We start from the raw sequence: 22,218 nt of genomic DNA on the forward strand, positions 1-22,218 counted from the left end.
TTCGAACGTAAAGATTACCGCTCGCGAGTAAGTGGAGCCACTTGTTGAGAAGAGTCATGCGCCGAAAAGTTGGGTTCCACGTCAAGCAAATGATACATCAGCGCAGCGAGCGCGACAAAAAAGACATGCCTAGGATGAAACGAAGGAATGTCAGTCACAGGTAGACCATGATGATCGGTGCCAGACGTGCCAACATCGAAAGCCAATCGATAAGCGTGGGCGTCTTCTGATTATACATGATGTTTCCCTTAGGGACTCTCGAAGTCGTTCGTTACATCCCCGTTCCATCGGAGGCCCATGCCTGCCGAGGGGGCCTTTTGTGTCGATAGCGGCTGCCGCATGAACAAAATGGGCGATTGGTCGCTGTCGGCATCGGAAGACAACATGAATATTGTGCAGGTTTCGTGGAGACGAGATGCAAGCTCGGTGGATCGATTCCTGATGCTCGTCAGCTCCGGTATCCATTTTACTTTTACGTAAGCTTCATTAAACTTCCAATTGAATGTGCTATTCGCTGGGGGGAGAACGAATGAGCGATCGTGCAGATGTCGTCATCGTCGGAGCCGGCCTCTCGGGCCTTGTTGCCGCTTGCGAGCTGATAGAGCGCCGAAAACGGGTGATCCTTATCGATCAGGAGCCGCGCGCAAATCTCGGTGGTCAGGCCTTCTGGTCGCTCGGCGGCCTGTTCATGATCGATACGCCGGAACAGAGGCGCATGCGTATTCGCGACAGTCTCGATCTCGCTCGTCAGGATTGGCTGGGGGCGGCGGGTTTCGACCGGGCTGAGGATTTCTGGCCGCGTGCCTGGGCGGATGCCTATCTCAATTTTGCCGCCGGCGAGATGCGCAGCTGGCTGCGTGGGCTCGGCATGCGCTGGTTTCCGGTCGTCGGCTGGGCAGAACGTGGCGGAGCCCTTGCCGACGGACATGGCAATTCCGTGCCGCGCTTCCATCTCACCTGGGGCACGGGTCCCGGCGTTCTCGAGCCATTCCTAAAGCGGGTTTTGGCGGCAGAGAAGGAAGGCAAAATCGAGCTGTTGTTCCGTCGGCGGGTGACGCGGCTGATCGGCGATCGCAATGGCATAACCGGCGTGGAAGGCGAGCTTCTGGCGGAGGATAGTATCTCCCGTGGCCAGCAATCGAACCGTGATGTCGTGGGGGACTTCCGCATTGAGGGTGCCGTGATCGTGGCAAGCGGCGGCATCGGCGGCAATCCGGAACTGGTTCGCCGTGCCTGGCCCGTTGAACGTCTTGGCGCACCCCCGGAGCGGATGCTGAGCGGCGTGCCTCATCACGTGGATGGCTTGATGATCGGTCATGCCGAGGTGGCCGGCGCGCGGCCGATCAATGGCGACCGGATGTGGCACTATACCGAAGGCATTGCCAACTGGGACCCGATTTGGCCGAACCACGGTATCCGCATCCTGCCAGGCCCGTCCTCCCTATGGTTCGATGCCAATGGCAATCGCATGCCGGCACCTTGCCTGCCGGGCTTCGACAGTCTTGCGACGCTGCAGCACATCTGCAAGCTCGGCCATAGTTACAGCTGGTTCGTCACCACGCAGAAGATTGTCAAGAAGGAGTTTGCCCTTTCGGGCTCCGAACAGAATCCGGACCTCACCGGACGTGATATCCGGCTTCTTCTGCGCAGCCGCTTGGGGCGGTCGGCTCCGCCGCCGGTGGAAGTCTTCAAGGCGAAGGGCCGGGATTTCATCGTTGCTGAAACCCTGGAAGAACTGGTCGCCGGCATGAACCGTATCGGCGACCACCCGCTCGACCTTGCCCATCTGCGTTCCCAGATCGAAGCCCGTGATCGCGAGTTGGACAATCCTTTTGCCAAGGATGCTCAGATCGTTGCGTTGAGACAGGCGCGCGGCTATCTCGGCGATCGATTCATGCGCACGGCCCCACCGCATCGCATATTGGATGCGAAGGCCGGCCCATTGATTGCAGTGCGCCTCAACATTCTTACACGAAAATCCCTGGGCGGGCTGGAGACCGATCTGGATAGCCAGGCGCTTGGGCAAAGCGGCGCGCCCATACCAGGATTGTATGCCTGCGGCGAGGCGGCAGGCTTTGGCGGCGGCGGATATCACGGTTACAATGCGCTGGAGGGTACATTCCTCGGAGGATGCATTTTCTCCGGCCGCAAAGCGGGACGAGCAGCATGAACCGATCGAAATGGGTGGTCTTCTTAGGGGAGGGTGTCCGACGACACTGCGAGGGCATGCAGTCTCGTCGGACGCTGTAATGACCGGCTCGGGGGTGGCGTCCAAGCCGGTAGAGTAAGTCATAGCATCTACCAGAGGTTTATTTAACCTACCCGAATGGACGGCTGGAAGCCCTGGTGGCGAGGAAGGGCAAATGGGAGATTATTCATGCCGGGCAGTCGGCTTGACAAGGTTCGCTAGCAGCCGCTTTTCGCCAATGGCGCGAACGCAGAAGGTATAGAAGGATCCTCGCCCTTTCGAAATAGCCGGGCGTTGCGGGCGAGCTGCCATCGTCATGTAGGGACGAAGCCTGGCGGAACTCGCGACCGAAGCGGAGCGGCTCGGCGTTGCCGGCAATCTCGTGCCTTGAAGTGAACTGCCCGTCGTGGATGGGGCGAGGCACGCCAGCGAGTGGCCCGTGATATTGCCCAACCATCTCGCTTGACCCGTCCATATGGGTTTTGACGACGACGGAAGCCCACACTGTAAGCGCCAAAGCGCTGACAAAGAGAAGCAGGGGAGAAGGGCAGCGAGGCAACATTCGGGGATCCAGATTGTTGCCAAGCCACTAGAAGCCGAAGATTGCGTTGGCATTACACATGCACAAGCAAGTCGAGCCATGCCCGCAATGAGGATCACAGCAGATTTTCTGCGATCCCGGATCGACCTCTATGCGATGCGGGGCAGGCATCAGACGCTGTCATTTTTGCCGAACCAGAAGTCGAGCTCGCGTATGCGACGCTTGTCATAGGGTTGATCCGGCGATTTGATCTGCCAGTTGTCATCATTGGCAAGACCGGTCCACTTGGGCGCGCCGCCCTGTTTCTGAACGGATTGCCGCCAGCGATACTGGGCATAGATCTCCATGATCTTGCCGGCATATTGGCTGGCAAGATCGCCGTTGCCGGTGATGATCACCAGGTTCTCGTCGTTCACGCCGCTGGCCTTCGGGCCCATATTGTGGGAGCCGGTCATGACGACGGGATTGGGACCATATGGATCGACGATGACCACCTTGCTATGGACCATGGCGTGGGCCGTCGGCAGCTTCAGAACTTCCTTCTGCCAATAGGCGAAACGGCCGGGGATCGCGGCGGGCAGGACGACGTCGGCATTGGCGTCGATCCGTTCACCTCTGTTGAACAGCACGACAGGGTTTTTCGCCGTGCCGGGATTCTGGTTGACTACGCCCTGGATGTAGAGATCGGGCTTGAACGAAGGGCTCGACGGAGACGCAAGCTCGATGATGTCGTTGAGAAGCGTGCCGCGAGGACCCGGATTGAACATGGCGAACAGAATGCCCTGCTGAGCACCACGGATCAGCTCGCCTGCCTGTTCGAGATCGAGACCTTCGCGCATTGGCGTGAACCAGACCGTCGTGTTTTTCGCTTTCGGCGTTGTTCTAGGCTCGGCATTGCTTTGATAGAGTGCGGGCGGAGAATCGTTGCCATCGGCGGCAAGCGTCTTCCACTGATCAAGATAGAATTGCGCGACGGCCGGGTTGTCGATGAGAAGCGCATTGTTGGCCTGCGTGCAAAGGCCGGTCATTGTCCAGTTCGTGCTGCCGGTCCATACGGCTTGCGGCGATTTGTCGGCGCTGCAGATGACGAGGAACTTATTGTGCGCCAATGCCCGCGGCGCGCTCATGCGATCCCTGATATCGCACGAAGACAGGTCGGATCGGGCGTCTTCGTTTTCGTCCTCTCCCTTTTTCTTGACGCTGCCATTGCCCAGCACGATATGGGCGCGTTTCTTGAACCCCTGCAGCAGTGGTATGAGTTCTGGATCGTCCAGCTCGAACAGGGCGGCATAGATATGACCGCTGTTCGACCTGATATCATTGAGGAGCGATACCAGCTTGTCGCGGATCGGCCCTGCTAGAAATCGGCGGATCGGGTCTTCCGGATCGGCGATCGCCTTCTTGAGTTTAGTGGTGGGGGCCTCTTCGGGCAACACGCGCGCAAGCCACTGGCTGGCGACGATGCCCCGGTTGAAATAGCAGCTGACATGGCCGCTGGTTTCGGCTCCGATCTGCATGGCATCGCTCCAATCCGATACGTGATCGGCCGATTCCTGCAATGCCGTCTCGGGTCCGACCATGGCGGAGACCTTGTAGGCGACGACATCGCCCGGATTGACGGCGAAATCGGACCACAGATATTTCTGGATCGGCCATTCCGTGGTCGGCTTGCGCGTGCCTTCCTCGACGGCCGCTCCGTCGGCGAAGCCGACCCAGCTCGCGACGATCTCCTCGTGATATCCATCGGCGTCGACATCCAAGACCGTGTTGGGACTTTGCGGGCTTCCGGGCGCCCGCTTGATCTTCCGCCGCAAGGCAAAGCCACGGCACTGGTCGATGAAGTCACTGCGCCAGGCGATAAGAGCACTATCGACACCGGGATGCACGATCAGACTTATGTTCATTGTACCTCTCCCTGGATGGCTGCTTCTGTTCCTCTCATTGCGGCGTAGCGGATTTGCGCCGATACCTGACCGCGAAGCCTTAATCAGGCGCGTCTGGTGGTCTAGCCAGTTGAGTGGCTCCATCCTACTTTGCGTCACGGCCGTGACGATCTCATGAATTGCTCTGGGCATCTTAAGGACGGCGCAATGCCATCCTGATTTAGCAGTCTTTGCAGCAGCCGTGGAACGAGTGATCCATAGCAGCCTATGAAAATTTCTCTCGAAGTCGAAATGTGATCTTGCGTATCGAGGCAAGTGCGGCAAGAGTTCCGGATCTCCTGGCGCCGGTGGGGCGCGGCGCGAAAAATTTCGGCAGACCGTATGAAAGCACCCAAAAGAATCGGCATTCTGGACGTCGCCCGGCTGGCTGGCGTGTCCGCGACCACCGTATCCCGCGTCCTGAACGGCCAGGCTGATAGCCGCATCAGCCTGGAGACGCAGGATCGTGTCAGGGCGGCGGCAAGCAGCCTCGGCTATGTTGTCAACCGTCTGGCAACGTCGCTCAGAACACATAGGACCGGTGTGTTCGGGGCGATCGTCAACAGCCTGTCGGGCCATTATCAGCCGCATCTGACAAGCCGCCTCCAAATCGTGGCACAGCGCCGTGGCGTGGAACTGCTGGTGGCGCAGGCCAAGGCGGAGGCCGGCGAGATCGCCGGCCAGCTGCGCCTGTTTCAGCAGGATTTTTTCGATGGCGTCATCATGGTCAGCGACCTTCCGGGCCAGCAGGCGCTCTGCGATCACCTTGATCTCATGGGTAAGGCACATGTGACGCTCGGCGCGGGGCTGACAGGGCCACTTCCCGCGGTTCTCACCGACGACCGGCAGGGCATAAGACTGCTGTTCGATCACTTGGTGGAGCTCGGACACCGCCGCATCTCCTTCGTCTACCGCATCAGCCGCAGCGCTCTTCGTGATCGCCTGTCGATATTCCAGGAGGCCGTTGCCGGCAGAGCGGGCTTGATTTTCGGCGACGTCATTTCCTTTGAGAAGGGCGAGCGCGACCGCAGGCTCTTTGCGGATCTCTTGGCATCGCCGCAATGCCCGACGGCGCTGATCTGCGGCAGCGACGGGCTTGCGATCGAAGTCGTCGCCTTCCTGCGCGATCTCGGCCTTCGGATCCCCGCCGATATTTCCGTCGTCGGCTATGACAACGTACCCGATACCGCCTATTGGGCCCCGCCTCTGACGACCGTCGCACAGCCGACGGATGCACTGTGTGAAGCATCGCTTGATCTTCTGATTGAGCTTTCAAATCTTCCGGCGGATCTGCGCGTTGAAAAGCGTCCGATCCGGTTCGTTATTCCCGAACTTGTCATACGTGCGTCATCGAGCTCGCCTAGCTTGCGGCCACTTTCCCTTGCGTAAAAGAAAAGACGATCTTGAACGCAAGTGGTCGTATTTTATATGCGCAAACGTTTGTGCAGCGATTTTTAAATTGCTTTAACAGGAAAGTGTGTCGATGTCCGATTACCTGCCCAGCGGCTTCAACAGCCCGGTTACCCGCCGCACAACCCTTCTGATGGGAGCCGCGGCCGGCCTCTCGGCTTTTGTCCCGGCGTTGTCGGCCTCGGCTGATGAGAGCACCGACAAAAGGCCTGAACTGCGCATCGCCGTTCAGATGAATCCGGTGTCGCAGGAGCCCGTCGATGCCGCCAGCAACGTCGCCTTCCGCAATAACTTTTCCATCCACGAGACGGTGCTCGCGCTCGACATGCGCGGCGATTTCTCGGTGAAGCCCAATCTCGCGACGTCCTGGACCTGGATTTCACCGACCGTGCTCGAAATGAAGCTGCGTCCCGGCGTGATCTTCCATGACGGCCGCGAGATGAGCGCCGAGGATGTCGCCTTCTCCTTCGGACCCGAGCGGCTCCTGAACAAGGACGCACCGGGTTATCCGACCTATCGCACCAATTTCACCAGCCTCGACCATGTCGAGGTGGTCGATCCGCTGACGGTCCGCTTCGTCACCAAGTTCCAGGACCCGATCTTCCTGCAGCGCCTTGCATCCTATGCGGCCGTTGTCATCAGCAAGGATGCCTGGCAGAAAAACGGCGGCAACTGGACGACTTGGCGGCAGAAGCCGGTCGGCGCCGGCCCCTATAAGGTCGAAAGCTATACGGCCAATGAGAGCGTCGTTCTCGCCGCGCACGATCAGGCCTATCGCGGCAAGCCGGCGGCCAAGCGCGTGACCTTGCGCATCGTGCCGGAGGTTTCTTCACGCATCGCGGGCCTGCTGGCCGGCGACTACGACATTGCGACGGACCTGCCGCCCGACCAGCTTTCGGTCGTCACCGCGAGCGCCGATCACGAGATCGTCGGCGGTCCGGTTCCGAACAATCGCATTCTGTTCTTCGACAAGAACAATCCGGCGCTGAAGGACCCGCGCGTGCGCCAGGCACTCATCCTCGCCATCGATCGCCAGGCGATTGTCGACACGATCTGGAACGGCCGCACGAAGGTGCCGAACGGGCTGCAATTCGAGCTCTACGGTCCCGTCTATCTCAAGGATTATCCGGCCTATCAGTACGATCCCGATCGCGCGATGCAGCTCCTGAAGGATGCCGGCTATAATGGCGAGGAGATCGAGATCCGCTCGCAGAACAATTACTACACGGCGGAAAACCCGGTGACGCAGGCCGTTGTCGCCATGTGGCAAGCTGTCGGCGTCAATGCCAAGATGAAATTCGTCGAATCGGGCAAGCTGTTTGACAACTCGCCGACCCGCGCGACCGGCAACTGGTCGAGCACCGGCCAGGTTCCCGACCCCTATATCTCCTTCTTCACGCAGTTCAGCTCCGCCGGCAATCTGAGCTCGTTCAAGATCTGGCAGAATGCCGATTTCGATGCGCTCGGCGCCAAGATGGAGCAGGCTGTCGATCCGGCCGACCGCGCCAAGATCTTCCGCGACATGCTGCATCTGATCGAATGGGAAGATCCGGGCGTCACCGTCCTGCATCAGAACGCTGTCTTCTTCGGCATCCGCAAGGGTATCAAGTGGCAGCCTCTACCGGCCTTCCAGATGGATCTCGGTGCCGGCAGCCTTTCTTTCGAAGAGCAGAAGAGCTGAGCTTCGACGCGATGGGCGTTCCCCTTCTTTCCGTCGACAATCTGAGTGTCTCGTTCACAACGGGCGCCGGACGGTTTCATCCGGTCAACAACGTGTCTTTCGACCTTGCCGAGGGTGAGATCCTCGGCATCGTTGGCGAGAGCGGTTCGGGAAAGAGCCTCACCTGTCTTGCACTCGCGGGTCTTCTCGGGCCAAGCGCCAATGCCACGGGCTATATTTCCTTTCAGGATGCCATGTATGATGCGGCCGAGCTCGGTCCACGGTCAAGAGTGAAGCTGCCGCCGATCGGGCTGATTTTTCAGGAGCCCGTTTCCTGCCTCGATCCCGTCCGCACGATCGGCTCCCAGATCGCCGAGGCGGCTGTCAGCGCCGGCATGTCGGCAAGGGAGGCCAGGGACGAAGCGCTCCGGCTTCTGGCCGAGGTTGCCATTCCGCAACCCGAGACGCGCTACAATGCCTTTCCCGCGCAATTTTCCGGCGGCATGTGCCAGCGCGTCATGATTGCCACGGCGCTCGCCATGCAGCCGCGACTGATCATCGCCGACGAGCCGACGACGGCACTTGATGTCACCGTGCAGGCGCAGGTTGTCGCTCTTCTGGTCAAGGCGGTGCGCGAGCGTGGCATCCCCATGATCTTCATAAGCCACGACCTAGATCTCGTCTCGGAGGTCTGCGACCGTATCGCCGTCATGTATGCGGGGTCGCTGGTCGAGATCAATCGCACGGACGATCTCTACGACAATCCGCGCCATCCCTATACGCGCCTGCTGCTGGAGGCCATGCCCGGACGCGGCAGGCCGCTGGAGAGGCTTGCGGACATCCCCGGCGAACTGAAATTGCATGACGACCTGCCGCAGGCCTGCGCCTTTGCGCCCCGTTGTCCGCGGGCGGAGCCGAACTGCGCGACGATGGTTCCGCCGTTGATTGCGGGTACGGCAGCCCTTGCCTGCTTCAATCCATGGAGTGTCCATGATGCCTGAGAAGCAAATCGCCGCCAATTCAGAGATGGGAACTGCACTTGCCGCCCGCGATCTGCAATTTTCCTACGCTCCGGGCTTTTCCCTTTGGCCGGGACGCGCGAAGGCATTTCGTGCGATCAAGGATGTGAGCCTGGAATTGAGGCCCGGCGAGACTCTAGGGCTTGTCGGTGAATCGGGTTGCGGCAAGTCCACGCTTGCCTCGCTGCTCTGCGGCGATCGTGAGCCGACATCAGGCGAAATCACGCTATTCGATCAGCCTTTCAAAAACCTGATGAAGCCGAACCGGCGTGGTCTGGCAAAACATCTGCAGGTCATTTCGCAGGATACGATGGGCGCGCTTGATCCGCGCCGGAGCGTCGGTCATCAGATGATGGAAACGCTCACGATCCACGGCATAGGCTATCCAGCAAGCAGGCTCGATCGTGCGGCGGAAGCGTTTAAAGCTGTCAGCCTGCCGGTCTCCGCCTTGCAGAAATTTCCCCATCAGCTCTCCGGCGGTCAGCGCCAGCGCGTCGCCATTGCTCGTGCCCTAGTGGTCGAACCACAAATTCTGCTGTGCGACGAGCCGGTCTCGGCGCTCGACGTTTCCGTGCAGGCGCAGGTGCTAAACCTCCTGCTCGAATTACAGCGGGCGCGGGGCCTGTCGCTGCTTTTCATCAGCCACGACGTCCGCGTGGTCCGTCATGTCTCGCATCGCGTCGCGATCATGGAGGCGGGACAGATCGCGGAAACCGGTCCCACGGAGGATATCTTCGCGAACCCTGTCCACCCCTATACCGCTAAGCTCCTGTCGGCTGTTCCTCGCGGGCGGCGCGGCAGGGCACGGCAGACAGCGGCCATGCTTGAAACGCTCTGAAGGAACACGCAATGCTTCAATCCATCCTGCGGGCGTTTCTACGAGCGCTTGTGACCTTGTTCCTGGCGATGACCTTCACCTTCGTCATTCTGCGCGTCAGCGGTGACCCGCTGCATTCGCTGTTGCCCATTGAGACGCCGCCGGAAGTCGTGGCGCTGATGCGGCAGCAATGGGGTCTCGATCAGCCACTTTACATCCAGTATTTCGCCTATCTCGGCCATCTCCTGCGCGGCGATTTCGGCACGTCGCTATTGAATGGACAGGATGCCCTGGCGCTGGTTCTGTCGAAAGTCCCGGCAACGCTGGAATTGATGGGCGCTGCCCTCGTATTGGCGTTCGGCGCCGGCGTGCCCTTCGGTATTCTAGCTGCACGTAACCGCGGCGGCCTGATCGACCGCTTTGTCATGGCGCTTGCGGTGCTGATGCATTCGCTGCCGAATTTCCTGATCGCCATTCTGCTCATCCAGCTTTTCGCCGTCTCCTTGCGGATCTTGCCGAGCGGCGGGGGATCGACGATGGCGCATCTCGTCATGCCCGTTCTGGTCATTGGTCTTTACAATGCCGGCATCATCGCCCGCTTCGTCCGCTCGAGCGTACTGGAAGTGCTGGGCCAGCGCTTCATATTGGCAGCGCGCGCCAAGCGCATCGGCGAAAGTGCTCTTCTGTGGCGGCATGTCATGCCGAATGCGGCCTTGCCGCTTCTGACCATGCTCGGCTTCCTCGTCGGCGGCATGATCGGCGGCGCGGCCGTGGTCGAGAGCGTCTACGCCTGGCCGGGTGTCGGCCGCTTTCTCGTCTCCTCCGTGGCGCAGCGCGATCTGAACATCGTGCAGACCATCGTGCTGCTCATCACGGCGACGATGGTGACTGCCAATCTCCTCATCGATTGTCTCTACATTCTCGCCGATCCGCGTCTGCGGCATCGCGTATCGGCCTGATCGGCCGCCTTGAAAGGTATCAGCCATGGCGAATGCAGCGACCGGCGCCGATGCTTCCCCCAAAACCAGATCGGAGCGATCTTTTCGACCCAGGCTTCGGTTCGATCTGATGACGGCCATTTGCGCCATTATCCTCATGACTTTCATCACGGTTGCGATCTTTGCCAATGTGCTTGCGCCTCACGGCTTTGCGCAGATCGATCTTCATGCCCGCAAGGCGCCGCCGATCCTGTTCGGCGGCTCGTTCACGCACATTCTCGGCACCGACGAGCTTGGGCGGGACATTCTAAGCCGCATCTTCTACGGCTTGCGTACCAGCTTGCTGATCGCGCTCGGCGCTTCGGCGATCAGCCTTGCGCTCGGCACTGTGCTCGGGCTGCTTGCCGCTTTCGGCCGCGGATTTGCCGATATGCTGATCCGTGTCGCCGTGGATTTTCAGGCGTCGATGCCGTTCCTGATCATCGCGCTCGCCGTTCTCGCCTTCTTCGGCGACAATCTCTGGCTTTTCATGGCATTGCTCGGCCTCTATGGCTGGGAGCGTTACGCGCGGTTGGTTCGAACCATGGCCGGGCTGGAGCTCGAGCGGGGCTATGTCGCGGCGCTGAGACGAAATGGTGCAGGAACAGGGCGCATCGCCTTCCTGCACGTCTTGCCCAACATTCTCTCCGTCGTCCTCGTTAACCTGACGATCGTCCTGCCGGAAATCCTTTTGCAGGAATCGGCGCTGAGCTTTCTCGGCCTCGGCATCCAGCCGCCGCTCGTCAGCCTCGGCAGCATGGTCGGCGCGGGCCGAGACTATGTGATGACCGAATGGTGGATCGCGATCCTGCCGGGTATCGTGATCTTCATCCTGTCGCTGTTGATCAGCCTGATCGGCGACTATCTGCGCGACGTTCTCGATCCGACACTTCACTAGGTTGCCCCTAAAGAACCGACTCCAAGGAGACTTGCATTGCCTTTGCCCCTTCACGCCGCTCGTCATGGTTCGCTCCGCATCGCTGCTCATCGCGGCTTCAGCCGGCGCTTCCCGGAAAACACCATTCTCGCCTTCCAGGCGGGTGTGAACGCAGGCGCCAACGAGTGCGAAATCGATCTCATGCTGACGCGCGACGACCAGATCGTCGTGATCCACGACAGAACGCTTGATCGCACGACCAACGGCTTCGGCTTCGTTGCCGATTATGATCTCCAGCACATTCTTTCGCTCGATGCCGGCGCGAGATTCGATCCCCGGTTCGCCGGAACCCGCATGCCGACGCTTGCCGATACCCTGCTGTGGGCCAAGCAAACGGATACCCGCCTAGCGATCGAAATGAAGGAACCGGAGCGTGCCGATCGCCTCATCGATATCATGATCGATACGCTGCGAGAGCTCGACGCGTTCGACCATGTCGCCATATCCTCCTTTGATCATATAGATCTGCGGCGGGTGAAAGAGCTCGAACCGCGCCTGCAGACGGAAGCAATCCTCCACCATCGCCCCGTGGACATCGTCGCCTCGATGCGCGCCGGCGGCATTGATGGCGTGTCGCTGGAACTGAACCGCTTTCATCGCGTCGATGCCGAAGCGCTGCAGGAAGCCGGCATTGCCGTGCGTCTGAGCCTGCCGCTGCCGGAAAAGCTTGCCATGTTCTGGCAGGGTGGCCGCGACCTGCTTCCCATGATCCGCAGCTGCGTCAGGGATCGGCTGGTCGATGCCCTTATCGGCGACGATGTGGATTTCCTCTGCATGCTGAGCACGAGCGCCTGAGAATAGCGCCGCCGATAGGCGCTTGACTTATTCATAGCCCGTCAGCTATTGATCTAATCAATAGCCAAAGAGTTATGAATTGGTATGGCAAACGCCCATGATCCCATTTTCCGAGCGCTCGCCGATCCGACGCGGCGGGCGATATTCGAGCGATTGTGTCGTGACGGCGATCAGACCGTCGTCGCACTTACGGCTTATGCCGGTGTCTCCCAGCCAGGCGTTTCAAAGCATCTCGCCGTTCTGAAACAGGCGGGGCTGGTATGCGACCGGCATGAAGGACGCCAGACGCACTATAGCGCACAACGAAACGCTCTTGCGCCGTTGCGTGACTGGACGAGCGAAATGGCCGGTTTCTGGGAAGACAAGTTCGATGATCTCGAAAATTTGCTCGATCGGATGAACGCGGCATCGGGCGAGGTACGCGCTGTCGTGGTTGAGCGCGAAATTGCGCATCCGCGGGCAAAGGTCTGGCGCGCACTCACACAGCCGCATCTGATCGCAGAGTGGCTGATGAAGAACGACTTCGTTCCCGTCCTGGGACACCGGTTCAGCTTTCGTGGCGACTGGGGCGGCGTCCTGGATTGCGAAGTGCTCGTCGTGGAGCCGGAGGCCAGGCTGTCCTATCGATGGAATTTCGCACATGATGATCCGGCTTTCGATCTGAGGAGCGTTGTGACCTTCACGCTCACGCAAACGGACAAGGGAACGCATCTGCGCATGGAGCAGATCGGCTTCCGACCGGACCAGAAGCAGGCCTATGGCGGTGCCCAGGTGGGATGGCGGCAGTTCCTCGAAAGACTTGAACAGGTGCTGATAGAAGTGAAGTGAGACCCATTGCTCGCAAGCCCGGGATACGATCATGCGAGCATGTCCGGCCGCTTACTTTCACCAAGCTGACAGTGTGGATGTTGCAGATAGCCGGAATATGAAGTGGATGAGGACATGATTACCGATATCGAGGACTTCTTTACCAAGGGATGCGGACGCTGTGAACGCTTTGCGACACCGGACTGTTCGACGAGGCAATGGATAGACGGTCTGAACGAACTGCGCCGGATCTGTCTAGAGGCGGGGCTCGTCGAGACGGTGAAATGGGCCCATCCATGTTACATGCACGAAGGGCGCAACATCGTCATCATCGGCGCCTTTCGCGGTGATTTTCGCCTCACTTTCTTCAACGCGGCACTCATGAAAGACGCGGAAGGCGTGCTCGAAAAGCAAGGGCAGAATACCCGGCATGCCGATATGATCCGCTTCGTGAGCAATGCCGCCGTGGCGAAGATGGCGCCCATCATCCGAGCCTATCTGAAGGAGGCGATGGGATACGCGGAGGCCGGCCTTAAGCCGGCGAAAGAGGTGAGCGATATCGAATTGCCTGACGAGCTGATTGAGGCGCTGGATTCCGATCCCGAATTGGCGGAGGCTTTCCATGATCTGACACCGGGGCGAAAGAAAAGCTACGTGATCAACCTCGGTTCCGTGAAGAAGTCCGAAACACGGACTGCGCGAATTGCGAAGTTTCGCAATCATATTCTCGCCGGAAAGGGCGCGCTGGAGCGGTAGCCGACGTTAATCCCTCCTGCTTCTCGATCGTCCCATCCACCGATGAGATCGAATGGCTGCGCAATCCCAAGTCAGTTGGGCTTGGGATAATACCAAGCATAGCCAAAATGATAGCGATCCGGCTCCCTGCCATAGTAATATGGAAGGGCGACGTCCTGTTGCGGCGGCAGCTCCGCCGCCGTTCCGAATTTCGATGTGAGCCATTGCTGCAGTGCATTCGGCATGGTTGATTGATGTCCGTCCCGCTCGTTCCAGACCAGCAGGACCGGTCCGTCTCCTATGGCTTGCCGGCTTAAATCCGACGCAGGATATTCCGTCGATATGATCGATGTGTGCGGCATGTTCACACGCAGATTGCCGGCCTTGAGCCAGGTCGTCGTCACGACTGCCGAGGGTTGTTTTCCTTCTACGGTGACGACTTTGTCCACGAAGGTGGCGTAGGGCGCGTTCAAATGCTCATAAGAATGGAAAAACCGCGCAAAAAGGACACCTCCGGCTATGATCAGCGGCAGCGCAATCATCATGACGATGGGTACATAAAGGAATTTCTTTATATCGGCTTGGCTTTGCTGTCCCGCGGCATCGAGCTTCAGACAGAAGTAGGCCGGTAGCAGAAACAGGAAGGGGAGCAGCCAGCGGTCGCGAAACTCCGTAAGCGTGATCACCAGTATCAAGACCAGCAGGATCGCGACGGTGCTTGAAAGTATCCTTCCGGCGAAATCGCTCCATTCGCTTCTGGCCCGCAGCGAACGCAGGAATGATTGACGGAAGAACAGCAGAAAGATCACGCTGGTGGGAGCAATGATGGCGACGCTCGTCTTTATTAGCTCCAGAAGTCCGAAACCGATGTCGGAAAGTTTTCCGCCGGCGCCTTGCTCCGACATGGTGTGGACCGTCGTTGCCAGGACCCGGTCCATGTTGGACACCATCCATATGGCGTGCGGCAGGAACACGAGAACGGCGATTGCCAATGTCAGCAGAAGGCGCCAGTCGATGAGCCTTTTTCGTCCAACTGGATGAAAGAAGGTCGCGACGAGGACGCTGATGATCACCAGAGCGAAATTGTATTTCGTCAGCATGCCAAGTCCGGCCCAAAGGCCGATCAGCGCATAGGAGACGAGCGTCGGGCGACGAATGGTTGCAACGACGAAGTAGATGAGCATGAGCACCGCAAGCAGGGTGCCGACCGTATGCGTCAGGTCTCTCTGCGCCTGCCAAAACATCTGTGGCATCGTCAGGAGCGATAGCGTCCCGACCGCCGCCAGGCTTTTGTCGGTCACAAGCAATCGCAGAAGCTTGTAATAGGCGAGATAGACGAGGAAAAGCAGGAGATTCTTCACGATGACGAGCGATGCAACGCTCGTGCCGAAGATTTCGAAGATGCCGTACTGAATCCAGTTGTAGAGCGGCGGCTGGGCGTCATATCCCCAGGCGAGCCATTGGCCGACGAGAAACTGCTGTGCTTCGTCGATCCGCAGCGAGTTGGAGATGGCGATGCGGATGGCTGCCTGGACGATGAAATATATGGCTAGGCTCCCCGGTACCCACGAATATTCGCAGCATGAGCTGCTGTCGATGGACTCAGCCTGCTGATGCGCACTCGCAAGCCTGTCTTTTCCCAGAAGGTTCATCCGGTTCTCCCAGCGATTGCCACTATCGTCGCGGGCGCCATCTCATAGATGTCGCGGCGACACAATCGTTTTCAGTAAGATTTCAGGGGGCGGCATCTCGAGGGCAGATCTGATTTACCAGATATTATTCCTTGGGTAGCCAGGTCGTCAAAGCATCCTCGTCGTTCTTCGCGTACAGCGCTCCCGTATGACGCTGGCGAACCGCCTGGTCAGATAACCGCCTGTGGCTGCAGGAATATGAATGCCGCGGCACGTGCGAACAAGAATTTTTTTCCAGTTGCTGCCTTAATCCGCATCGAACTTGTTGTCAAACATACCGAATGTATGTATATAGGAACCAAGCTTGGGCAAGGGGCGTTTTCAAACTCCGAGTCCGCCACAATCCGACACACTGTGTCGGTAGTAGCAGCCCATCGTTCCAATCCGATGCGGCTGCCCACCCCGATCGGTTGACCTCCGATCAAGACGAGAAGGATTCGGCTTTCCCTCCGAATCCTTCTCTTTTTAAGCTATTTGGAGTTTCGGTCGCCCGGATGGATGCGGACACAGTCACGCTCCGTTTGCAAACACTCGATCCTGCCGAAGCTGATCCGAGCGAACTTGCCCCTTGATTTGATCCAGAGGTTTACCGCCTGCATTTCCGGTCGTCGGCCGTATCAAGTCCTCGATCTGCGCGCGGAGCCAACGATGCGCCGCATCCCGATCGCGGCGGCGATGCCAAGTCTGGACGAAAGGGAAGCTCGGCAAGGTGAAAGGCACCTCAAGACACAGAAGATCCTGATCCGGCAGATGTTCTATGCTGCGCCGTGCCGCAGTCAATATGAGATCGGTGCCGCGTACGAGATCCGGTGCGGCCGACCAATGGGGAATCTGAATGGCGATCCGGCGCTTGTGGCCCAGTCGTAAGAGCGCGGCGTCGATCTCGCTGCTGTCCTGCAACGCGACCGAAACCTGAACATGCGGCCGCGACAGATAGGCGGCGAGATCCAGGGGTAGAGATGCGGACTTCGCATCCATCAGGCAGGCGAAGCTCTCGTCGAACAGCAGCATGCTATTGAGATCGCGATGGCTCGGCTGTTTCAATGTCGGATAAACACCGACGGCAAGGTCGATCTCGCCATCTTTCAAGGCGGCAAGAGCTCTCTCCCTGCCATAAGAGACGACGGTGAGATCGACAAGTGGCGCACATCGCCTCAGTCGCGAGACAAGAGCGGGCAAGAGAATGGCAGCGCCATAATCCGACAGCGACAGGCGGAAAAGGCGCTCGGTTTGCCCGATATCGAATAAAGGCTGTTCCACCATGGAGCGCACGAGTGCAAGGGCTTCCGACAGAGGCTCGGCGAGTTCAAGCGCTCGTGCAGTCGGCTGCATCCCATCGCTGCCTCTCACCAGTAGTGGATCGTTGAAGATATCCCTCAGTCTCGCTAGTGCGTGGCTGACCGCCGGTTGCGAGCGGTTGAGCCGTAAGGCCGCGCGCGAGACGTGACGCTCCTCGAGCAAGGCCTCCAGGACGAGCAGAAGGTTCAAATCCGAGGCGGCAATATTATTCATCTTGTGCATGATTTTGATATCGTATTTCGATTTCCATTCTCAGTGTCAATGATCCAAATTGGAAAGGAAAGGAGAATTGACCATGAGCCACTCAACAAACACGGATCTGGGGTTATCCCATGTCGCACTGCTCGTGCGCGATCTTGACAGAAGCATTGCCTTCTATGAGGAATTTGCCGGTCTTCATATCATCCATCGCCGGGATGCAAAGGCGCCGCTGGACGCGGTCGCATGGATGGCGGATGGCTTGCGTCCCTTTGCGCTCGTTCTCGTCGCATCGCGCAGCCTCCACGACACGCCGCTGGGCCCTTTCGGACATATCGGCATCGCCTGCGCTTCGCGCGAGGAAGTGCTGCGTCAGGCCAACGAAGCCCAACGCCGGGGCATATTGCGGTCAAAGCCAAGCGACGACGGGCTTCCGGTGGGCTGCTGGACCTATATTGCCGATCCCGACGGCAATACGCTTGAATTATCCTTCGGACAAGAGATAGGGTTCACGACGGAGCAGCTAGGGCCGCGGACCTAGGGGTCTATTCATCTAAATGAGTGGGAACCTTTTGCCATCACGCGCTTTTCATCTGACGATTTCAGGAACCATGTGGTTGTCACTTGTCGCGTTCATCCCCCAACGACCAGCAGCAAGCCCGAGCTCTCGTCCCACTTGGATTTCTGAATTTCTTCATGGCTGATGTTCAGGCGGGCATCGGCCCCTTCCTCGGCGTTTTTCTCGTCGCCCATGGCTGGCAAAGCGGGTCGATCGGCTCCGTCATGACGATCGGCGGGATTGCGGGGATGGTGATGATGGCGCCTGCCGGAGCCTTCATCGATGAGACGACGCATAAGCGCACATGCGTGATCGTGCTCGGCATCTGCACGGTCCTCGCCTCCATGATCATATTGGTCTCGCAGCTCTTCTGGGTCGTAGCCCTGTCGCAGGTTGCGACCGCTATTGCCGGCGCCGCGATCGGGCCTGCCCTCAATGGCATCACGCTCGGCATTGTCCGGCAGACGGGCTTCAATCGGCAGAATGGTTACAATCAGGCATTCAATCATGCTGGCAACCTCGTCGGCGCCGGCCTGTCGGGATGGCTCGGCTGGATGTTCGGGCTGACTGCCGTGTTCTGGCTGTCAGCCGTCTTCGGCGTGCTGACCATCATTTCCGTGCTGATGATCCCAGCCGATGCGATCGACGATGACGAAGCGCGGGGTGCGACCCTTACCGCCGCTGGTCCGCTGGGAGAGACGGAGCCTGCCAGACACAGAAAGCCGAGCGGCTTCAAGGTGCTCGCAGAATCGAAGCCGCTGCTGATCCTGGCCGGCGCGCTTGCATTGTTTCATCTTGGCAACGGCGCGATGCTGCCCTTGTTCGGGCTGGCCGTCGTCTCCGCCGGGCAGGCCGATCCCGCGGGTTTCGTCGCCCTGACCGTGGTGGTGGCGCAGGGCACGATGATCATCACCTCCTTGATCGCGATGCATATGGCGGAAAAGAGGGGGCAATGGCTCGTGCTGCTGGTTTCGTTTGTCTCATTGCCGATCCGCGGCTTCGTGGCGGCGCATCTGATTACATCCTGGGGTGTCTATCCCGTTCAGGTTCTCGATGGCATCGGCGCCGGCCTGCAAAGCGTTGCCGTGCCGACGCTCGTCGCCCGCATCTTGAACGGAACGGGGCGCATCAATGTCGGTCAGGGCGTCGTCATGACTATGCAGGGGGTCGGCGCATCCCTGAGCCCGGCGATCGGCGGCTGGCTGGCGCAGGAGATCGGCTATGGCACGATGTTCATGATCCTCGGCAGTTTTGCACTCGGGTCGATTGCGCTTTGGGTCGGGTTTCATGGCGTGCTGCGCGTAGCCGCTTGCGTACCGGGGCAGCCTCAGGGCGCTGTTTTCTCCGGCGGCGATTGATCTGCTTATCGCAGCCTCATCACGAGGCTTCGAGAGCGTTATCCTTCGGCGCATCCCGATCAATCCAACTTTACGGTTGCTCGACCGCTTGTCAGATCCTGAATATTGTCAACGACCCGTTCGACCATCGAGGCGGCTATGGTCACACCGAGCACGGCTCCGGATTCGGTGAAGCGTTCCTCCACGAGCCGCACGCCCGCCTCTGCCAGAAGTTTCGCTTTTACCAGCGCGAGATGTGAAAACTGCACGTTGATCGTTGCCGCAACGGTTGGAAGTATTTCTCTCTTCTCAGCGCCTTGCAGACATAGTGCGGCGGTGCCGCCATAAGCGCGGATCAGTCCGCCTGCACCCAAAAGAGTGCCGCCGAACCAGCGTGTTACGACGACGACCACCATATTCAATTCGAAGCCGTCGATGGCCTGGAGGATCGGCTTGCCGGCGGTTCCGCTCGGTTCGCCATCATCGCTGAAGCGATAGGCCTGTCCGATGCGCCAGGCCCAGCAATTGTGATTGGCATCCGTGACGGAGTGTTGTGCGACAAACGCCTTTGCTGCCTCGGTATCGGCAATCGGGCCGGCTGTCGCAACGAACCGGCTTCGCTTGATTTCCTGATTAGCGGTAGCGGTCGAAACAAGCTCAAACATACGGCCTCTTAGCCAATTTCGTGCACGCTGCGAAGAGGCATTGCCACTGTCCCGAAAGACATGCGGTGGAGCGCCGTGGGACAAAATGAATTGGATGCGGATAGCCGCGGGAGTATCCAAGGCCTTCAATGGCCTAGCCGGAACGCGTTGAGCGTGATCCGGGCGGGAAAGCTCTGCCTCATGGGCATGAGGCAGAGCAGAGAGCCTTATAGGCGCTTCGTGCGAAACTTTGTTGGGGGCGCAAGTATCGCACGCACGAAGCTTATAACGAGTAGCTGAAACGTAGCTGAGGCACCGCAGGCAGATGAATTCCGGTCTATTCGATCTGAAATGAAAATTCGCTTTGAAATCAAAGGGACAGGTGGTCGACGTCCAAAAGCCATCCACTTTTTGGCATTTTGCCGCAGATGCAAGTCTTATGCATCCGCAGCCGACGAGGCGGTCGACGTCACGGCAGGGACATCGATTCCTCGGCTGTGAGCGACACGATGGAACTTCGTGACTATTTTGCCGCGGCCCTCGACATGCCGGCCTGCAGGTCCGCCTCGTCGGCAACGATGGAGGCAGCCTCGTTCTGCAGGATATCCTTTGCGTTCTTGCGGGCCTTTTCGATGGCGATATCGGCGCTCAGGCTGCGCTCGTTGGCCTGCAGGCCATCATCCTCGCCGGTATCGATGCCGTCATTGGCCTGTCCGCGCGCCTTGATGCGGTTTGCCTGAGCGGTCAGCTCGTTGCGACGCTCGGTTTCGTTGAGAGAGATGGTCTTCTTGTCGCGCTGCTCCTTCAGCGTGGTGACGTCTTCCACGAAGCGCTGGTATTCCGGATCATCCTTCACGCGCGCGTCATGGCGACTTTGCAGCTGCGGCAGCAGCGCCTGGATATCAGCCCAGGGCTTGTAACTCGCCGGCTTTACCTGCGTCCAAGGCAGCGCGTTGTCGTAGCTGGATTCGCCGAAGGTCTTGAGGTCGGAAAGTCCCGGCAGGCTGATATCCGGCGTCACGCCACGCAATTGCGTCGTACCGCCGTTGACGCGGAAGAATTGAGCGACCGTCAGTTTCAGCTCGCCGAATTTCGGTTTCTGATTGTGGGCCACCTGATCGAGATTAACAACGGTTTGCACCGTGCCCTTGCCGAAGCTCGGTTCGCCGATAATCACGCCGCGACCATAATCCTGGATCGCCGCGGCGAAGATCTCGGAGGCCGATGCCGAGCCGCGATTGATCAGCACGCCGACTGGGCCGGTCCAGGCCGGGGCGGCAAGATCATCGCTCTCGACCTCCACCTCGCCGGCTGCATCGCGCTGCTGGACGACCGGACCCTTGCCGACGAACAGGCCCGTCAGGTCGATCGCTTCGGCCAGCGAGCCGCCGCCATTGTTGCGCAGGTCGATCAGGACGCCATCGACCTTCTCCTGCTTCAGTTCACCGAGAAGCTTGGCGACATCGCGGCTGGCGCTGCGGTAATCCTTGTCGCCCTTGCGTCGGGCTTCGAAATCCTCATAGAAAGCCGGCAGAGTGATCACGCCAATCCTGCGCGTCGTATTGCCATCCTTTACCGACAGGATCGTCTGTTTGGCAGCCTGCTTGTCGAGGCTGATCTTGTCACGGACGAGACTGATGACGTGATGCTTGCCATCCGGCCCGGCATCAGCGGGCAAAATATCAAGGCGCACGACCGAACCCTTGGCGCCGCGTATCATCTGCACGATTTCATCGAGTCGCGTGCCGACGACTTCCTTGATCGGGCCATTTTCGCCTTGACCGACACCGATGATGCGATCGCCGACCGCGAGCTTGCCGGAGAGTTGCGCCGGGCCGCCTGCGACCAGTTCGCGGATCGTGGTGTAATCATCCCTTTCCTGCAGCACCGCGCCGATACCGACCAGAGAGAGCTTCATGGAAATATCGAATTCGGCCGAGGCGGTCGCGCCGAAATAGTCGGTATGCGGGTCGACCGACGTCGTATAGGCGTCCATGAATGTCTGGAAGACATCGTCGCTCTTGTATTTATACGCGCGCTCAAGAGAGTTTTCATAGCGCTTGTCAAGCGTATCGCGAATGGCGGCATCATCCTTGCCGGCAAGCTTGAGGCGCAGCCAGTCATTCTTGACGCGTTTGCGCCAGAGATCGTTGCTTTCCGCCTCGGTTTGCGGCCAAGGCTCTTTGTCGCGTAGGAGCGCGTAGTCTTCCTTGGTGGCAAAGTCCAGCTTCTGATTGAGCAGGCTGCGCGCATAGGTCATGCGGTCGACGACGCGCTGCTCGTACACATTGAAAATGGAAAACGGGATATTCAAGTCTTCCTGATTGATGGCGTCATCGATCTTGGTGCTGCCCGCCATGAACTTGTCGATATCGCTCTGCAGGAAGATGAGACGGTCCGGATCGAGGGACTTGATGAAGCGATTCATGATCCTGGCGGAGAGGACGTCGTCCAGCGGAACCGGCTTATAGTGGAAGCGCTGCAGAAATTGCGCCGTCAAATGCGCGGCCTGCGCCTGCTGCGGCAGCGGTGTCAAAACTGGCGGTGAACCGGCTTCCAGAGCATATGCCGATGAAGCAAATGCCAGGAACAGGCAGAGGAAACCATATTTCGTACGCATCAAGTCTTGGCCCGATTCTCAACGTTAAATGTTCAATCTATAATCTAGGTGGAACAATTATG

General features: G+C 59.1%; 17 protein-coding genes and 1 pseudogene. 13 read left to right on the top strand and 5 right to left on the bottom strand.

The annotated features are described in order from the left end of the window. The first annotated feature begins 529 nt into the window (after positions 1 to 529). On the top strand, positions 530 to 2,170 hold the full coding sequence (locus PH558_RS27710) for an FAD-binding dehydrogenase (protein WP_095438371.1): 1,641 nt from the start codon (positions 530 to 532) through the stop codon (positions 2,168 to 2,170). Positions 2,171 to 2,899: 729 nt separating this feature from the next. On the opposite strand, the gene PH558_RS27715 is transcribed toward PH558_RS27710, so the two are convergent. Beyond that, complete coding sequence (locus PH558_RS27715; protein WP_285207764.1) at positions 2,900 to 4,633, bottom strand: phospholipase D-like domain-containing protein; 1,734 nt, start codon at positions 4,631 to 4,633, stop codon at positions 2,900 to 2,902. 360 nt (positions 4,634 to 4,993) lie between these two features. On the opposite strand from PH558_RS27715, the gene PH558_RS27720 reads away from it, so the two are divergent. The 10 genes and pseudogenes from PH558_RS27720 to PH558_RS27765 all read left to right on the top strand — a co-directional run bounded on the left by PH558_RS27720 (position 4,994) and on the right by PH558_RS27765 (position 13,829). Beyond that, a complete protein-coding gene (locus PH558_RS27720) occupies positions 4,994 to 6,040 on the top strand; it encodes a LacI family DNA-binding transcriptional regulator (protein WP_285207765.1) in 1,047 nt (348 codons plus the stop codon). A 94-nt stretch (positions 6,041 to 6,134) separates the two neighbouring features. Continuing rightward, positions 6,135 to 7,742 carry an ABC transporter substrate-binding protein gene (locus tag PH558_RS27725; RefSeq protein WP_285207766.1) on the top strand — a complete coding sequence of 536 codons (1,608 nt, stop codon included), beginning with the start codon at positions 6,135 to 6,137 and terminating at the stop codon, positions 7,740 to 7,742. Positions 7,743 to 7,753: 11 nt separating this feature from the next. Next, entirely contained in the window at positions 7,754 to 8,722 is a 969-nt protein-coding gene (locus PH558_RS27730) for an ABC transporter ATP-binding protein (RefSeq protein ID WP_285207767.1), read from the top strand. Continuing rightward, complete coding sequence (locus PH558_RS27735; RefSeq protein WP_285207768.1) at positions 8,715 to 9,578, top strand: ATP-binding cassette domain-containing protein; 864 nt, start codon at positions 8,715 to 8,717, stop codon at positions 9,576 to 9,578. The genes PH558_RS27730 and PH558_RS27735 overlap by 8 nt, the downstream gene beginning before the upstream one ends. Before the next feature lie 11 nt (positions 9,579 to 9,589). Beyond that, positions 9,590 to 10,516, top strand: a complete 927-nt coding sequence (locus PH558_RS27740) for an ABC transporter permease (protein ID WP_285207769.1) — start codon at positions 9,590 to 9,592, stop codon at positions 10,514 to 10,516. A gap of 25 nt (positions 10,517 to 10,541) precedes the next feature. Continuing rightward, positions 10,542 to 11,432, top strand: coding sequence for an ABC transporter permease (locus tag PH558_RS27745; RefSeq protein ID WP_483314197.1), 891 nt, complete (start codon positions 10,542 to 10,544; stop codon positions 11,430 to 11,432). A 36-nt stretch (positions 11,433 to 11,468) separates the two neighbouring features. Then, a complete protein-coding gene (locus tag PH558_RS27750) occupies positions 11,469 to 12,266 on the top strand; it encodes a glycerophosphodiester phosphodiesterase (RefSeq protein ID WP_285207771.1) in 798 nt (265 codons plus the stop codon). An 84-nt stretch (positions 12,267 to 12,350) separates the two neighbouring features. After that, positions 12,351 to 12,668, top strand: a pseudogene (locus tag PH558_RS27755) (ArsR/SmtB family transcription factor); the annotation flags it as partial. Further along, positions 12,663 to 13,094: an SRPBCC family protein gene (locus PH558_RS27760; protein ID WP_095438363.1), complete on the top strand. Its 432-nt coding sequence runs from the start codon at positions 12,663 to 12,665 to the stop codon at positions 13,092 to 13,094. The pseudogene PH558_RS27755 and the gene PH558_RS27760, both read left to right, overlap by 6 nt. Before the next feature lie 114 nt (positions 13,095 to 13,208). Beyond that, the gene (locus PH558_RS27765) at positions 13,209 to 13,829 is read left to right on the top strand and encodes a YdeI/OmpD-associated family protein (protein WP_285207772.1); all 621 of its coding nucleotides are present in this window, start codon (positions 13,209 to 13,211) and stop codon (positions 13,827 to 13,829) included. A gap of 71 nt (positions 13,830 to 13,900) precedes the next feature. Here the strand turns inward: PH558_RS27765 and PH558_RS27770 are convergent, their stop codons facing one another. Further along, positions 13,901 to 15,460, bottom strand: coding sequence for a glycosyltransferase family 39 protein (locus tag PH558_RS27770; RefSeq protein ID WP_285207773.1), 1,560 nt, complete (start codon positions 15,458 to 15,460; stop codon positions 13,901 to 13,903). Between the two features lie 549 nt (positions 15,461 to 16,009). After that, positions 16,010 to 17,020 carry a LysR family transcriptional regulator gene (locus PH558_RS27775; protein ID WP_285207774.1) on the bottom strand — a complete coding sequence of 337 codons (1,011 nt, stop codon included), beginning with the start codon at positions 17,018 to 17,020 and terminating at the stop codon, positions 16,010 to 16,012. Between the two features lie 73 nt (positions 17,021 to 17,093). Here PH558_RS27775 and PH558_RS27780 point away from each other — a divergent pair, with 73 nt between their 5' ends. Together PH558_RS27780 and PH558_RS27785 are read left to right on the top strand one after the other, a co-directional pair. Next, positions 17,094 to 17,537 (top strand): VOC family protein, encoded by a 444-nt coding sequence (locus PH558_RS27780; RefSeq protein WP_285207775.1) that lies wholly within the window; start codon positions 17,094 to 17,096, stop codon positions 17,535 to 17,537. A gap of 83 nt (positions 17,538 to 17,620) precedes the next feature. Then, on the top strand, positions 17,621 to 18,913 hold the full coding sequence (locus PH558_RS27785; protein ID WP_285207776.1) for an MFS transporter: 1,293 nt from the start codon (positions 17,621 to 17,623) through the stop codon (positions 18,911 to 18,913). Positions 18,914 to 18,972: 59 nt separating this feature from the next. On the opposite strand, the gene PH558_RS27790 is transcribed toward PH558_RS27785, so the two are convergent. Continuing rightward, positions 18,973 to 19,557 carry an IMPACT family protein gene (locus PH558_RS27790; protein ID WP_095438358.1) on the bottom strand — a complete coding sequence of 195 codons (585 nt, stop codon included), beginning with the start codon at positions 19,555 to 19,557 and terminating at the stop codon, positions 18,973 to 18,975. A 502-nt stretch (positions 19,558 to 20,059) separates the two neighbouring features. Continuing rightward, entirely contained in the window at positions 20,060 to 22,156 is a 2,097-nt protein-coding gene (locus PH558_RS27795; RefSeq protein ID WP_285207777.1) for a carboxy terminal-processing peptidase, read from the bottom strand. Between the last annotated feature and the right edge of the window lie 62 nt (positions 22,157 to 22,218).

This window comes from Rhizobium pantanalense, assembly GCF_030182525.1.
GTDB lineage: Bacteria > Pseudomonadota > Alphaproteobacteria > Rhizobiales > Rhizobiaceae > Rhizobium.

Bases quoted from the DNA above. Each gene is read 5' to 3' on its own strand.
- PH558_RS27710 (WP_095438371.1), top strand. From the start codon at position 530: ATGAGCGATCGTGCAGATGTCGTCATCGTCGGAGCCGGCCTCTCGGGC.
- PH558_RS27715 (WP_285207764.1), bottom strand. From the start codon at position 4,633: ATGAACATAAGTCTGATCGTGCATCCCGGTGTCGATAGTGCTCTTATC.
- PH558_RS27720 (WP_285207765.1), top strand. From the start codon at position 4,994: ATGAAAGCACCCAAAAGAATCGGCATTCTGGACGTCGCCCGGCTGGCT.
- PH558_RS27725 (WP_285207766.1), top strand. From the start codon at position 6,135: ATGTCCGATTACCTGCCCAGCGGCTTCAACAGCCCGGTTACCCGCCGC.
- PH558_RS27730 (WP_285207767.1), top strand. From the start codon at position 7,754: ATGGGCGTTCCCCTTCTTTCCGTCGACAATCTGAGTGTCTCGTTCACA.
- PH558_RS27735 (WP_285207768.1), top strand. From the start codon at position 8,715: ATGCCTGAGAAGCAAATCGCCGCCAATTCAGAGATGGGAACTGCACTT.
- PH558_RS27740 (WP_285207769.1), top strand. From the start codon at position 9,590: ATGCTTCAATCCATCCTGCGGGCGTTTCTACGAGCGCTTGTGACCTTG.
- PH558_RS27745 (WP_483314197.1), top strand. From the start codon at position 10,542: ATGGCGAATGCAGCGACCGGCGCCGATGCTTCCCCCAAAACCAGATCG.
- PH558_RS27760 (WP_095438363.1), top strand. From the start codon at position 12,663: ATGAACGCGGCATCGGGCGAGGTACGCGCTGTCGTGGTTGAGCGCGAA.
- PH558_RS27765 (WP_285207772.1), top strand. From the start codon at position 13,209: ATGATTACCGATATCGAGGACTTCTTTACCAAGGGATGCGGACGCTGT.
- PH558_RS27770 (WP_285207773.1), bottom strand. From the start codon at position 15,460: ATGAACCTTCTGGGAAAAGACAGGCTTGCGAGTGCGCATCAGCAGGCT.
- PH558_RS27775 (WP_285207774.1), bottom strand. From the start codon at position 17,020: ATGCACAAGATGAATAATATTGCCGCCTCGGATTTGAACCTTCTGCTC.
- PH558_RS27780 (WP_285207775.1), top strand. From the start codon at position 17,094: ATGAGCCACTCAACAAACACGGATCTGGGGTTATCCCATGTCGCACTG.
- PH558_RS27790 (WP_095438358.1), bottom strand. From the start codon at position 19,557: ATGTTTGAGCTTGTTTCGACCGCTACCGCTAATCAGGAAATCAAGCGA.
- PH558_RS27795 (WP_285207777.1), bottom strand. From the start codon at position 22,156: ATGCGTACGAAATATGGTTTCCTCTGCCTGTTCCTGGCATTTGCTTCA.